This is a genomic window from Enterococcus sp. DIV1537a, assembly GCF_051712085.1.
In the GTDB taxonomy this organism is placed as follows: Bacteria; Bacillota; Bacilli; order Lactobacillales; family Enterococcaceae; genus Enterococcus; species Enterococcus faecalis.
In genome coordinates this window covers 559,840-573,090 of sequence record NZ_JBIOOE010000001.1, presented here as the reverse complement: position 1 = coordinate 573,090, position 13,251 = coordinate 559,840, and the positions used below count along the sequence as shown (strand labels likewise).

11 protein-coding genes and 1 pseudogene are annotated in these 13,251 nt (G+C 32.8%); 3 read left to right on the top strand and 9 right to left on the bottom strand.

The genetic code is table 11. The annotated features are described in order from the left end of the window. Nucleotides 1-22: 22 nt before the first annotated feature. Genes IGJ41_RS02915 through IGJ41_RS02905 form a run of 3 tightly spaced genes read right to left on the bottom strand, consistent with a single transcriptional unit; the run spans nucleotide 23 to nucleotide 3,228 of the window. Nucleotides 23-1,051 (bottom strand): DUF916 domain-containing protein, encoded by a 1,029-nt coding sequence (locus IGJ41_RS02915; RefSeq protein ID WP_153854072.1) that lies wholly within the window; start codon nucleotides 1,049-1,051, stop codon nucleotides 23-25. A 12-nt stretch (nucleotides 1,052-1,063) separates the two neighbouring features. Further along, nucleotides 1,064-1,756 (bottom strand): winged helix-turn-helix domain-containing protein, encoded by a 693-nt coding sequence (locus IGJ41_RS02910; protein ID WP_153854073.1) that lies wholly within the window; start codon nucleotides 1,754-1,756, stop codon nucleotides 1,064-1,066. Continuing rightward, nucleotides 1,753-3,228, bottom strand: a complete 1,476-nt coding sequence (locus tag IGJ41_RS02905) for a helix-turn-helix domain-containing protein (RefSeq protein ID WP_242690897.1) — start codon at nucleotides 3,226-3,228, stop codon at nucleotides 1,753-1,755. The genes IGJ41_RS02910 and IGJ41_RS02905 overlap by 4 nt, the downstream gene beginning before the upstream one ends. Before the next feature lie 162 nt (nucleotides 3,229-3,390). On the opposite strand from IGJ41_RS02905, the gene IGJ41_RS02900 reads away from it, so the two are divergent. Both IGJ41_RS02900 and IGJ41_RS02895 read left to right on the top strand, forming a co-directional pair. Then, nucleotides 3,391-4,599: a helix-turn-helix domain-containing protein gene (locus IGJ41_RS02900; RefSeq protein ID WP_438713847.1), complete on the top strand. Its 1,209-nt coding sequence runs from the start codon at nucleotides 3,391-3,393 to the stop codon at nucleotides 4,597-4,599. Next, on the top strand, nucleotides 4,596-4,832 hold the full coding sequence (locus IGJ41_RS02895; RefSeq protein WP_258078115.1) for a hypothetical protein: 237 nt from the start codon (nucleotides 4,596-4,598) through the stop codon (nucleotides 4,830-4,832). Before IGJ41_RS02900 ends, IGJ41_RS02895 begins: the two co-directional genes overlap by 4 nt. 188 nt (nucleotides 4,833-5,020) lie before the next feature. Here the strand turns inward: IGJ41_RS02895 and IGJ41_RS02890 are convergent, their stop codons facing one another. From IGJ41_RS02890 to IGJ41_RS02870, 5 genes and pseudogenes are all read right to left on the bottom strand, one after another. Beyond that, entirely contained in the window at nucleotides 5,021-5,428 is a 408-nt protein-coding gene (locus IGJ41_RS02890) for an NUDIX hydrolase (protein WP_104855828.1), read from the bottom strand. A 25-nt stretch (nucleotides 5,429-5,453) separates the two neighbouring features. Continuing rightward, a complete protein-coding gene (locus tag IGJ41_RS02885) occupies nucleotides 5,454-7,241 on the bottom strand; it encodes a glycerophosphoryl diester phosphodiesterase membrane domain-containing protein (RefSeq protein WP_174114941.1) in 1,788 nt (595 codons plus the stop codon). Between the two features lie 29 nt (nucleotides 7,242-7,270). Continuing rightward, the gene (locus tag IGJ41_RS02880; RefSeq protein ID WP_104855830.1) at nucleotides 7,271-7,780 is read right to left on the bottom strand and encodes an SA1002 family membrane protein; all 510 of its coding nucleotides are present in this window, start codon (nucleotides 7,778-7,780) and stop codon (nucleotides 7,271-7,273) included. A 173-nt stretch (nucleotides 7,781-7,953) separates the two neighbouring features. Beyond that, complete coding sequence (locus IGJ41_RS02875) at nucleotides 7,954-8,337, bottom strand: bacteriocin (protein WP_002358745.1); 384 nt, start codon at nucleotides 8,335-8,337, stop codon at nucleotides 7,954-7,956. A 24-nt stretch (nucleotides 8,338-8,361) separates the two neighbouring features. Further along, nucleotides 8,362-11,715 (bottom strand): annotated as a pseudogene (locus IGJ41_RS02870) (isopeptide-forming domain-containing fimbrial protein). Nucleotides 11,716-12,179: 464 nt separating this feature from the next. Here IGJ41_RS02870 and IGJ41_RS02865 point away from each other — a divergent pair. Continuing rightward, nucleotides 12,180-12,584, top strand: a complete 405-nt coding sequence (locus IGJ41_RS02865) for a DUF1622 domain-containing protein (protein WP_174114938.1) — start codon at nucleotides 12,180-12,182, stop codon at nucleotides 12,582-12,584. A gap of 20 nt (nucleotides 12,585-12,604) precedes the next feature. Here IGJ41_RS02865 and IGJ41_RS02860 read toward each other — a convergent pair whose 3' ends face one another. Continuing rightward, complete coding sequence (locus IGJ41_RS02860) at nucleotides 12,605-13,123, bottom strand: hypothetical protein (protein WP_002355635.1); 519 nt, start codon at nucleotides 13,121-13,123, stop codon at nucleotides 12,605-12,607. Between the last annotated feature and the right edge of the window lie 128 nt (nucleotides 13,124-13,251).

Here is a 13,251-nt window from a genome sequence, read left to right as displayed (position 1 = left end):
TATAAATAAGAACAACTCGTTCTTATCTATCCCTATTTCTTCTCTTTCTTAAAAGTAATATCATAAGTAATAAAATAACTAGCCCAAACCAAATACAGGTGACTAAATAAATAATTTTTCGATTACTGATTTTGGTACTCGGTATTGCTTCATTTTGGACACCTTTTTTCTCTTTAGATGTAATTTCAAAATCCTCAGATAAACGCCACTTGTTTTTTTTATCTCTCGATTCTATCGTCAGTAGCATCTTATACTTACCTGGTTTAAGCTTGTTTTCCTCAATTTTGTCTGGCGCTTCATAAATACTATTAGGTGCGATGGAAATCCCTTCTTTTTTAAACTTTGCTATTTCTTTTCTATTCATATCTTGAATCGTTTTTTCAACAGAATAGAATGAAACTAACGACGGAGAAACATTAGAAATAGAAGAAATAATTGAAAAATAGCCACCATACGTACCCAATTTAACTTTGTTTAATTGAAAATCTTTGGGCACTTTTTCCTCATTCATTCTTAATTGACAGCCAATAACCATAGAAAACTCGTTAGTAATTTGAACAGTCTTATTTAAAGACTGTACCTGTTGTTCATCTTTTTCTTCTCGAATATAAAATCCACCTAAAATAATCCCTGGAAACTCCTCCCTTGGTATAGATAATACAAAATCAACGTTTTTATTTGTATGAGGTTCAATCGAGACCACTTGCTCTTTTGATACGAGTTTATCAAACTGATACTTTAGATTATCCGTATTCTTTAAATCCATACCAGAATAGTCAATCGTTCCATTCCTAGTTGTTTTAGCTGTATTGGGTGTGATTTTTATTTTTATTTTTTTGTCGCTACTGTTGTTTATTTGAATAATTACTATTTGTTTTTCTCCTTTTGAAACAAGTAAATCAAAATAACTGACATTTTTATTTAGTTGGTTCTCAGGAATGATTGCTGTGGCACTATATGGAATTGCTTGATCTTCTTCAGCACAGACCGAAAGACCATAACCAGCAATTGCCATAAAAATCATCATGAATAAACTAATTTTTTTTACCATAAGAACTCCTCCTTAACAGCTTTCTTTAAACTTATAACCAATCGAGCGCACCGTATAAATATAGTCTGAATTCCCAGCAATTTCTCGTAGTTTTTCTCTGACGTGCTTAGCAATAATTGACAAACGAACTGTATCTTTTTTCTCAAACGTTTCTTTTTCCCATATATTTTTTGCGATTTCTTCATAATTCACAACATGGCCTTTTTTATGGTACAAAGAATTAAAAAATTTAAATTCTAACCTTGTTAATTGAACTTGTTTTGAATCACCTATGCGCAGACTTCTTTCTTGTGAATTTATTTGAAAATTTAAGGGAGCCGCTATCGCCTCAGTTTGTTGATTCAATTCTTGGAAAAAAGAATAATTATTCGCTAAGATTGTTTTGATATTTGCTGGTGTAAATTTTGTTGTCAGAAAACCCATGACCCCTAAATTCAAATAGATGATTTGCTCGGAACAGGACAGACAATCCGACAAAACAAAGATAGGTACTTTAAAATTCTTACACAATGCTATAATCACTTCATATTTCAAATCATTCTCTACTTCATTCGAGTGATAGATAAGATAAATCTCCTCTTTATTTGGCTTGATATTTTTTAATTCCTTCTCTGAATAATGGTTACTTTCCGCAAAATGTTCTTCTAGTTCATCTTTATAAATACTATTCAAATTATTACCGATACAAATTATATTCACTTTCATTGGTTATATCCTTTCTCTAAAAAATACAATTCTTCTACAAACTTTGAGATATTGTTTAATTCAGTGTTCATAAAGTAATTTCTAATATAAAAAATCGGAATCTTCTGATTACTTTTCAGATAGCGATTAGAGATAATCAATTGTGGGTTTTCTTCTAAACGATTAACAAAACGTATAGGAATTGTAATAAACTTTTGTAGTTTCTTCTCAATCCGAACTTTGTCCCTATCTCCAAGCGCACTGTAAACTAACACGCTAATTTTTTTATCTTTTTCTAAAAGTATTTCTAAGAGAATTAATTGAAGATAGTCAACTGGTAAAGGCAGCTTTTCTCCAGTATTTCGTTCAAAGTATTTTGAAAAATCGGAAAATAACTTATTGATGTATTTCTCAATAGGTTTATCTAAATACTTTTTTTCAAAGTGATAGTAATAAAAAATTTCACTCTTTTTTATTTTTAAATAAAAATTTGCACCGAGATAGAAATATTCTTCTGGACTAAACTTTATGTCAAAATATTGAGAAAGCTGATAAAGAATTGTATTCCCAATCAAAAAAGCTTCTTCCGATAAGATAGCTGGAGAAAGATAAGCGGAAACACTTAAAATTGTTTCAATTGTTAACAATTCATCAGTACTGATAAAAAAGTATAAACATTCTAATTCAACTTGATTATTCATCACATCATTAAAAAAAATATATTTCCCTAACTGGGTTTCAAAATCTTTCAGCGTAAATAATCGATTAATTACTTCAAAGTGATTTTCTTTTGCTTGCAAACGAAAGTCATGCGCCATTCGGATTTTAGTAACATGTAAAAAATATAAAAAGTTTTCTAACGTATTCTGGGTAATATTAGGATAGATTTTTTGAAAATCTGTTTGTATTCGTTTTATTGATTCTTCAGAATATAGATCATCCGGTGCATTGCTACTAATTTTAAATAAAATGAAATAAAAATAGCGAATTTTTTCTTCATCGCCTACTAAGAGATACTTTTTATTTTTTTTAATGATTTTCAGATAAAATCCATCCAAAATTTCTCTTAACTGCTTCATCGTTCGCTTGACTGAAGACTCACTAATAAATAATTTTTCAGTGTACTGTTCAATCGTCCGTTGCTTCCCATACAATAAATCTATAAGGATACGATAATATTGACTTCTTCTGAGAAAAACGGCAAAATAATAATCCAAAGTAAAACTTGTTTTTTTATGAAATGAATAACAATTATAACTTTCTATGTGAACACTTAAAGATTGATTCTTATCTATCACTGGAAGTATTTCTATAAATTTACGAAGTAGTTCATACAGTGTCTGAACCGATAAATTTGTTATTTCATATAATTCTTCATATGTAAGCGATACTTTTTCACTGCTCGCAATGAATTTTAAAATATCATAAACATTTTTATCCTGTTTTTCTAAAAATTGTTCAAATTTTTCATATGTAATAAAATTTTTACTCATCTTAAAACTCCAATTCATATAAAAAAATTTTTTAATTAAATTACTATCTTTTCCACAAATAGTTTTACTTTATACAGTATATTCTATTCGCATAAAAATTTTGGCTCAAAAAATAGAAGAAAAATTATAAATTTTGAGCGGAAAACATGGAGGATAATATTTATGAGAGCTTTATTATCTGATTCTTTCCAAAGAAAATTAACAGTAATTGATTTTTTGTACGACAATCCTTATCAAAAATTAACAACCATCCAAGAGCACTTCCAATATAATCATACAACCTTGCTTAATGATTTAGCTGATTTGAACAGCATTATTTCTCCCTGTGAAATTATTAAAACTGCAAACCTAGAATATTTTTTACATTTTCCTAACAATACAAACATAGAATATGTATATAGTTGTTTTCTACAAGTAGCCCCTGAATTTAGGCTCCTACAGCAACTAATTTTCAACACCTATCCTTCGACTGAGGCGTTAGCAGAAGCACTATACGTCAGCAATTCAACAGTTAAGCGAATGATTACTCGTATCAATCAGATACTTTTAGAAAAGTTTAGCTTTAAAATTCAAACGTCACCACTTACTTTCAGTGGCGATGAAACGAAAATAATAAATTTTTTTATAGCATTCTTGAAAGAATCCTATGTGACATCTACTCAACTTCTTTCAAAAGAACAGAATATTTTTTTTAATCAACTATTTGAGGAGTCTTTACCTATTCTCAAATTTGCTGGAAACATTGATATCGATAAATTTAGTTTTTATGTCTATTCAATCGTGCTTAGATTTAAACAAGTAGGTAGTTTAGCATTCTTTTCTGAAAATAGACAACTTTATTCCAATCTTGCTGATTATTCTCATTTATTCGACCGCTACTTTTCTATCAAAACGGATACCTCTTTCTTTCATAGCTTAGAATCTATTTTCTGTAATGGTCATTATCTGAAATCTTATAAAGAGTTAGTTTTCTTATCTAAAGAAAATCAACAAGTACTTACAAGAAAGAGACAGATTGAGCAACTACTGGATTATCTAGCCACAGCATTAGCAATCAGTAATTCTAATTACCATGCAATAGTTCTTTATTTGTATAATCTTTCTGTTTCCGATTATGGTGAGGCTTTTATTCTTTTCCCAAAATATAAATTTTTCTTAGAAAATTTAACTCATCATTATCCTTATTTTTACGACAAATGTGTTCCTTTTCTAAAAAAAATACTTAATGATAAATCTATTGATAGATTTTATGAATTTATCTATCACTTAATTATTCGCTGGGATGAATTACAAGCCTCTTTAAATAAACTGCCTCCGAAAATGAAAACGGGTATCTATTTTTTACAGATATTGAACATAATTTATTTATGAAAAAATTTTTTACTGAGCGTTTTAGGGATATCTTAGCAATTGACAACTTATTCACTTTAGATTCTTCTGTTGATTTAAAAGAAGTTGTAGCGTCCTATGATTTACTATTAACGAATATTCCAATTCCAGATGTGGTAGAACGAAACATCATCTGTTGCTCTTTATTTCCCACAAATGCTCAATTAGAAGAAATTGCCAGTTACTACTCTAAATGGTTAACCACCACTACTTAATTCAAACAAATTATTAATAAAAAGTTGCCATCATTCCAACGTCTATGGAACAATGGCAACTTTTTTAGATTCTGTACTTTCTGATGCTAATATATCTGAAAAATTTTATTTGTAAAAAGATAAAACAAATAACTATGTCTTCTTCAAATTTTCTGACAAAGCCCTAGCAAAAGACATTCCTATTCTTTCTATTTCCAGTTAGTTTTATTTAACTTTAAATAATCACTACGCGCTAAATAATCAAATAGCGGAGCTAATCCTGGTGAAAAATTTACTTCCTCAAACCGCTTAATAAATTGTACGCCTTTAATTTTATTTGGTTCGTTCAGCGTAACTTTTCCTTGGGCTTGTTTGGCAAAATAAAAATGTCCTTGCCAAACGATTGAATCAAAAACGAGTGGTCCAGTAAAAATTTCTTCAAGTTCAGTAATTTCCACTGCTAATTCTTCTTTAATTTCACGAATCGCACATTCCAGCGCTGATTCACCAAGTTCTTGTTTTCCGCCAGGGAAATTCCAAGTGTCTGGCCGATTTTTTAAAATAAGAATTTCATCTGATTGATTTTTAAGAAGTACTCGCGAAAATTCTTTTTTCATTTCGTTTAACCCTCTTCTTCATTTTTTATTGAGAAGCCACACTTGGCAGCATAAAAATATAATGCAAAATACGATCCGCATACGACGGATTTTTTTCAAAGTCATTGACTTCTTCATTGACTAACTCCAAATCATCGGTAATCACTCCAGCAACGTCCATAAAGAGCATTTTACTTAGTACCTCTGAGTCATTAACTGTCCAAGCATAAACTGCTTTTTTCTGTTGGTCAGCTTTTAAAATGAAGGTATCATTCAACGTAGTAGCTTCCATTGTATACAAATCAGCTTGTGTTTCTGGAAAAGTGAAATTATAGGGCAAAATAAAACTAACTTTTACTTTTGATTTGGCTTTTTTAAACGCTTTGATCACATTGTAGTCGAGAGATTGAACCTGATGGTTATTCTTTATCAAAGGACGTTCATATTTTTCAATAAAGTTGGAAAGCGCACCTTGACTATCTTGTTTAGACGTTTTAATTTCTACTAGTAATTTTTGTTTGGCTTGGTTTGCTTTCGCTAAATAATCATCAAAACTGGCAATTGGTGCTTCTTGGCCATTTTCTTTAACGGTCATTTTTGTTAATTCAGCCAACGTAAATTCTTGTGGCGTGCCATCAACGCCGGCGAGTTCTTTAAGGTTTGCATCATGCATCACAACAAATTGATGGTCTTTGGTTTCTTGAACATCAATTTCAATATAATCTGGTTTAAATTTAATGGTTCTTTCCATAGCAGGAATGGTATTTTGTACGCCATTACTATTGGTGACCCCTCGATGCGAAATAATCAAAGGTTTTGATTCTAATAGCCCTGTTAAGTAAACAGCGTTGAAAATTATATAGCCGCCAAAAATGGTGAATAGTCCTAGGCCCATTCCGATAGTCACTAATTTATTACGTTTCGTTTCTTTGTCAAAGGCAACTTTTGTCGTCGTTTCTACTTGAACATTTAATTGTGTATATAAGAAATTAATCAGTAATACTGAAAGCCAAGCATTAGAGACAAACTGTAAAAATTGGACAACCGTTAAATTTAAAATACCACCTAGCAAGCTAATGGTATCGCTCAAGGTATCTAACTTCAACTGTAGAAGATAAAGTAACACATAAATAACATACGTTGAAACAAATACCGCGATCGTCACAAATGCAATATTACGAATAATGAACCATAATCGTTTGTTTGTCATTGACCAACTAGCCTTAACTGCCTCGCCTGCTTTTTTTCTCTCCAAAATCATTAATGGAAGCGTGTAAATGAAACGAATAGCTAAATACCAGACTAATAACCCAAAAGCCAGTAGCCCCACCAAGTAAGGAATTCGTTGGGACAAAAATTCAACAATAAAATCTGGAATCACAAATTTCGTCAATAGATTACTTTGGAAAATTAGGTTTCCAAAAGGGACAATGACAACAAAATAACCGAAAAAGAACAACCACGAACGGGCACCTTGCTTTTTAAGAACTTTAAAAGATGCCTTGGTAACTCCTTTAAAATGAAAGCGATGGTCTTGCCGTATTTGAAAAATCCCTAATAATAAAAAGGTAAACTGATAAAAAACTGCACCTAAAAAAAGTAACAACAAGAGAATTAATAACACCAGAGCAAGCGGCTTTTCTAACAGTAAATTCAGGTTATTAAACGAAAGATAAGGAATACCTTGAGTTTTTAGTGCGTTGGAAGTAGCCCAACTAAAAGCCCCACCCACCAATAATAATAAAACATTTAAAGTAAAAAATAACCATAAGTACTGCAAGATGTCTTTAAAAAATTGCCTTGTTCCATTTTTAAATGTTTGCCAAGCAGACATACAAACTCCTCCATTCTAAAAGTATCTGATTAAAGTTCTTCCATACGAATCCTAAATAAAACAACGGCAATCCAAATTGAAATAAATGATGGCAAAATAACAATAATGATTGCGACTGGCTCATTAATAGTTCCTTGTAACGTATTTTTTACTTCTGAAGAAACAATAAACTGATCAAAAATCACTTGATAAATAGTAACATAAATCAATACCCATTGAATATAATATTCAATTATTTTCATTAAAGCGATGGGTAAAACAATTTTTTTCGTCGTTAAATTCAATAAAAAATATAATAAAAGACTCGTACTGATGATAACGACTATCCCTAAAAGAAATAACGACTCTAACTGCTCCCCTATTACGTTTGCAACGCCTATTGTTAATAATAAATACATAGCTACCGAAATTAAGATGCTCACACTTAGCATAACAGAAAACAAAAGTAATGCCTTAAGAAAAAGCCACTTATCAACTCTTTTATTTCCAATCAATAAACCTAAAAGAATCACCGACAAAAGTAAAATCAATTCAATCATTCGTTCCTCCTTTCAAAACAAATGAAAATAAATTCATATGTTTGCGTTTATTTTATCAAACCAAAATGGATTTGTAAAACATTTCACATGTTATTTAATAAACGACTATTACTAGAAAAAAGACAAGGCAAGCTTCCTTTATTTAGGAAACTTGTCTTGTCTTTTTATTCTTTTTATTTCGTTATTTTTTGATAGTTTGCGAATAATTGATTCGCATCTCCTTCTCCATCAATTTTCTTGAGATGGCCGTTATCTATTTTAAACATAGATGGCACATGTAAAACTTTATTTTCTCGGATAAATGTTGACCATTCCTTCATGGTCTCTTTGTTGGTTAATTCTACATAGTAAACCTGTTTAGGTGCTTGTAATAGTTTCTCGAAATCCTGACAATCTGAACAGTTTTTCTTTTTTAAAACAACATAAAATGTTTCGCCAGAGTGTTTTTTTTCTTGATACTCATTGAAACTTAATTCCTTTTTATGCGGAATAAATGTAAAACCTACCAACAAACTAAGTAACAAAATTAACAGACTGAACGAAATTTTTTTATTCATGTTTTTTCTTCCTTTTTAGTTTGTCTAATTTTTTCTTTTTTTATTTTTTGTTATGCCAAAGCTAATAGCCACTATAAGGACAATTAAACCTGCGATCATGTAAAGTGGATTTACTGTTGTATTAGTCATTGGTAAATGAATTCCTTTACTTGCTGATTTTCCAAAATTGACTGGGTTCGTTGGCGCTTGATGATTTGTAGGCGTCAATGGTTTCTTCGGTTTTAGCGGTTGTTTAGGTTCAGGTTTTTTTGGATCTTCTGGTGTTGGCGCAGGCGGCGTTACGGTTGGTTTGTTGGAATGTAACACGTCCCCTTCGTTGCCAAAGTTTAAGTCCGCTTGGTTGGGAATCCCACCTTGTTCAATATAAGGCGCTAATTCTTCGTCCGTTGCGTCAGTTTTAATTTTAGTGGTGATAGTCATTGTGTATGTGTGACCAGCTAAGTAGGTATAACTGTCGTCTTTTTTATTCATTTCAAAAGTTACTTTGTTATTTTCTTGTATTACTTTGCCATTGGCTGTAACATCTTTACCATTTTCATCAGTAACTTCCATGTCTGTAATGTCCAATAATTGGTTAATATCATCCACCATGCTGGCTTGGGTCCAAGTGCTTGTTTCATTACCGAAAGCTGCTTTGACGTTCCATTTAAATTCTTGGTCGCGGTTGGTTAGATCTAAATGTTCTTGGCCTTCGACGTCTTTAGTAATATTTGGATCTACTGTCGGCGGTGTTACGGTTGGTTTGTTGGAGTGTAACACGTCCCCTTCGTTGCCAAAGTTTAAGTCGGCTTGGTTGGGAATCCCACCTTGTTGGATATAAGGGGCTAATTCTTCGTCCGTTGCGTCAGCTTTAATTTTGGTTGTAATGGTCATGGTATAGGTATGTCCAGCTAAGTATGAGTAGCTGTCATCTTTTTTGTTCATTTCAAAAGTTACTCTGTTATTTTCTTGTGTTACTGTGCCATTGGCTGTAACATCTTTGCCATTTTCATCAGTGACTTTCACATCAATGATGTCTAACACTTTATTAATGTCATCTACCATGCTGGCTTGGGTCCAAGTGCTTGTTTCGTTGCCGAAAGCTGCTTTGACGTTCCATTTAAATTCTTGGTCGCGGTTGGTTAGATCTAAATGTTCTTGACCTTCTACATCTTTTGTAATCGTTGGATCAACTGGCGGTGGTGTTACGGTTGGTTTGTTGGAGTGTAACACGTCTCCTTCATTGCCAAAGTTCAAGTCGGCTTGGTTGGGAATCCCACCTTGTTCAATATAAGGAGCTAATTCTTCGTCCGTTGCGTCAGCTTTAATTTTGGTTGTAATGGTCATTGTGTACGTATGACCACTCAAATAGGCATAACTGTCTGCTTGTTTGTTCATTTCAAAAGTTACTTTGTTATTTTCTTGCGCTACTTTGCCGTTAGTTGTAACATCTTTGCCAGTTTCGTCAGTGACCTTCACGTCTGTAATGTCCAATAATTGGTTAATATCATCCACCATGCTGGCTTGGGTCCAAGTGCTTGTTTCATTACCAAAAGCTGCTTTGACGTTCCATTTGAATGCTTGGTCACGATTAGTTAAGTCTAAATGTTCTTGGCCTTCGATATCTTTTGTAATCGTTGGATCAACTGGCGGCGGTGTTACGGTTGGTTTGTTGGAGTGTAACACGTCTCCTTCATTGCCAAAGTTCAAGTCGGCTTGGTTGGGAATCCCACCTTGTTCAATATAAGGGGCTAATTCTTCGTCCGTTGCGTCAGCTTTAATTTTGGTTGTAATGGTCATTGTGTATGTGTGACCAGCTAGGTAGGCATAACTATCGTCTTGCTTATTTATTTTAAAAACAATGTTATTGTTATCAGTAGTTAATGTTCCTTCAGCTGTTACATCTGTTCCATTTTCATCGGTGACAACGACTTTTTGAATATCTAACAATGAATTAATGTCATCTGTAATACTTGCTTGGGTCCAATCGTTTGTTTGATTACCAAAATCAGCTTTTACATGCCAATCAAAGGAATCATCCAGATTCGTTAAATCTAAATGTTCTTGATTTTCAATATCCTTAGTAATTTCTGGATCTTCTGGCGTCACATCACAGTCATGGGCATGGTCATTTTTAGGAATGGTTGCTTCAGGAAAGTCTTTAGCTACCTCACCTTGAGTCATTGATCCTGAGCTAACTACTGTATCGGCATCAATTGCTGTATTTTCTTTAACAGTATAATGAATGGTAATATTCCCCACATAGCCTGCTACACTGACAGCTGAAATGGTTTGTCCGTTAATTTGAACAGGCACATCATTTCCGGCATCATCCGTAGCCGTTGCTGATTGAATGTCAAATTGATCAGCAACTGTTAGCGAGGCATTAGCTGGCGCTGATTGTCCCACGCGATCTTGGACAATTTGTTTTAATTGTGCTGTAAAATCATCAATAGATTGGCTAGTAATAAAATCTTCTGGTGTGCTGGCACCTTTTTGTAGCTCTTGTTTTACAAAAGGACCAACTTCTGATTGGTATTTATCATAATAAGAATTAACTGAACTTAAAGAATCGACACTTTCCCAAAAGGCATTAATCATTTCATACCCTTCATTTGTAACTTCTTGATTCAACGCTAAAACTTCTTCTGCTGCACCTTGATAGTCATTACTATATTCCACAGATATATAATTGCTAGCTCCCCAAGTACCTAATTGATGATTTGGATTTGGATATTCATTAATTTTATCATTTGTATTGGTTTTGTGTAAGTAACCATCTAATCGAGTATTAGCAACTCCATCCGTTACTAACAAAAAATAAGTTTTTCGATTCGTTAAGTCACCATGTGTCGCATTATATTCATCTAAGGCTAATTTCATGCCTTGTGCAGTCGGTGTTCCACCATAAGTTCGAACATCTCCAAAATTTGACACAAATTGACTTTTATCAAATGTTAATGGTGTATTTACGCGAACATTTAACTCTTTGTCTCCGTCATTGATTTTTGTCGTTCCATCAGGAAACATAAATTGGCGTCCACCACGATAAGAAGTAAGCATGACACGATCTTTGTCTGTTAAGCCTTGAACCACTTCATCAATCGCTGAGCGAACCATTGGAAAATTGTCTGAAAAGCTTCCGCTAGCATCTTCAACGACGACTAAATCGACTGGTTCCGTTTACCCTGCAACGACTGGAAATGCAGCTTCCCCTTCTAATATTCGTTTACAATCGGCTAAGCTTTCATCTTGAACTTTCACCGTATTGGTCATTCCTTCTGTATCTCCTGCTTTAACCGCTCCTTCAGCTAAAGCCAATGTGGGACTGAAATTTCCCACAACTGTTCCAGCGACAATCACCATTGTCGATAATAATTTCGTTGCTTTCTTAAACATTTTAATCCTCCCTATTTTCTTTCGCTAGTGTTTGGGACACTTGCTTCTCTTTACTTCAACTACAGCTCCTTAAATCTTTCATCAAGTCGATGTGTCTCCTTATTTTTGTGACACATCTCTTACTCAATTTCTGATTCTATCACCTTTAAAGGCTAAAACTTGGCAGTATTCGGCTCTTGAAAACGTAAAATTTGTCTTTTAAAAATTAATGAAAAGACTATCCACTGACAAAGTTGGTTTTCACTTACTTTTTGACACCTGATTCCTTTTAAAAGTCTTTTTTTACACAAAAAAAGTAAAAGAACCTTTACAATCCTTTTACTTAATTGTTAGATGCTATTCATAATTTTCTTAGTTTTTTTCTATAAGCTGAATAGTTTAGCCCGTTTATTTCAACAATATTTGACGTTAGTCAGCCGTTTCGTTATAGTTAAAGAAAAGGCTTTTTGGTAGGAGTGAATACGATGAATGAGTGGCCCCATCAGTTAATGATGCTTTTAACCCCACTTTTTGAGCTATGTATTTTAGGTCTGAATGTTTTTTCGATTATTGTTTTAGTTTGGGGTGTTTGTTTAGCAGGAAAAGATTTCATTAAAAGTGAACGACAAAATCAAAGCCGCTTTACCTTAACCAAAATGAATACGTTCATCAAAAACTTCCTTGGTAGCTACATTCTGTTAAGTTTAGAAATATTAATTGCTGCTGATATTATTGAATCCATTGTCAAGCCAACTTTTCAAGATATTTTGAAATTGGCAACCTTGGTAATCATCCGTACAGTTATTTCTTATTTCTTACATAAAGAAATTGAAGACACTATGACCGATATGGAACAACAAGAAAAAGAACCAGATACCCCAAAAAATTAGCGGGTACGCTGGTTCTTTTTTTATTTAATCGCTTTAAAATAATGAAGTGGTTCGTTAGACAAACGCTGCATTTTACGTTTTTTATCTTCAATAATTGCTAAAATCTCGTCTGAAAAATTTTCCAAAATAACACGGCCGCCTTTATAGGTGTGACCACCCATTTCAGCAACTTCGCTGGCCGTCAAAATGACTTTACGATGCGCAATTTTTTTGAAAAATTCTTCAATTAAGTACGTCGGTAAGTAAAAATTATTTTGAGCAGAAAATGATTCCAAATAAATAAAATCATCGATGCTGATGAAACAATCATCCATCGATAAGTATTCAATTGATCTGTCTATATATAATTCACGCTTTTGTAAAATTTCTTTGACTTTTTTATTTAATAAATTCAATGATTCAATTTCTTTAACCAAATGTTCTAGTTCACGATAACGTACTTCTTTTCGCTCTTTGTAAGATGAATGTAAGGCGGCACTTGCTGTGACTATTAGCGCACCGACGATTACACCGACCATTCCGGCGATAAAAACAAACATATTTTTCCCCTCGCTCTTTTCTAATTTTCCATTTTAGTATAACATAATCCAAAAGTTTCGGATAAAAAATGACACAAAATTTTTCAAGCGACTTCGTTGACCTTTATTGACCAAAGAGGTATACTTTT

Excerpts from the sequence above, each read along its gene's own strand:
- IGJ41_RS02915 (WP_153854072.1), bottom strand. The coding sequence starts at position 1,051 with ATGGTAAAAAAAATTAGTTTATTCATGATGATTTTTATGGCAATTGCT.
- IGJ41_RS02910 (WP_153854073.1), bottom strand. The coding sequence starts at position 1,756 with ATGAAAGTGAATATAATTTGTATCGGTAATAATTTGAATAGTATTTAT.
- IGJ41_RS02905 (WP_242690897.1), bottom strand. The coding sequence starts at position 3,228 with ATGAGTAAAAATTTTATTACATATGAAAAATTTGAACAATTTTTAGAA.
- IGJ41_RS02900 (WP_438713847.1), top strand. The coding sequence starts at position 3,391 with ATGAGAGCTTTATTATCTGATTCTTTCCAAAGAAAATTAACAGTAATT.
- IGJ41_RS02895 (WP_258078115.1), top strand. The coding sequence starts at position 4,596 with ATGAAAAAATTTTTTACTGAGCGTTTTAGGGATATCTTAGCAATTGAC.
- IGJ41_RS02890 (WP_104855828.1), bottom strand. The coding sequence starts at position 5,428 with ATGAAAAAAGAATTTTCGCGAGTACTTCTTAAAAATCAATCAGATGAA.
- IGJ41_RS02885 (WP_174114941.1), bottom strand. The coding sequence starts at position 7,241 with ATGTCTGCTTGGCAAACATTTAAAAATGGAACAAGGCAATTTTTTAAA.
- IGJ41_RS02880 (WP_104855830.1), bottom strand. The coding sequence starts at position 7,780 with ATGATTGAATTGATTTTACTTTTGTCGGTGATTCTTTTAGGTTTATTG.
- IGJ41_RS02875 (WP_002358745.1), bottom strand. The coding sequence starts at position 8,337 with ATGAATAAAAAAATTTCGTTCAGTCTGTTAATTTTGTTACTTAGTTTG.
- IGJ41_RS02865 (WP_174114938.1), top strand. The coding sequence starts at position 12,180 with ATGAATGAGTGGCCCCATCAGTTAATGATGCTTTTAACCCCACTTTTT.
- IGJ41_RS02860 (WP_002355635.1), bottom strand. The coding sequence starts at position 13,123 with ATGTTTGTTTTTATCGCCGGAATGGTCGGTGTAATCGTCGGTGCGCTA.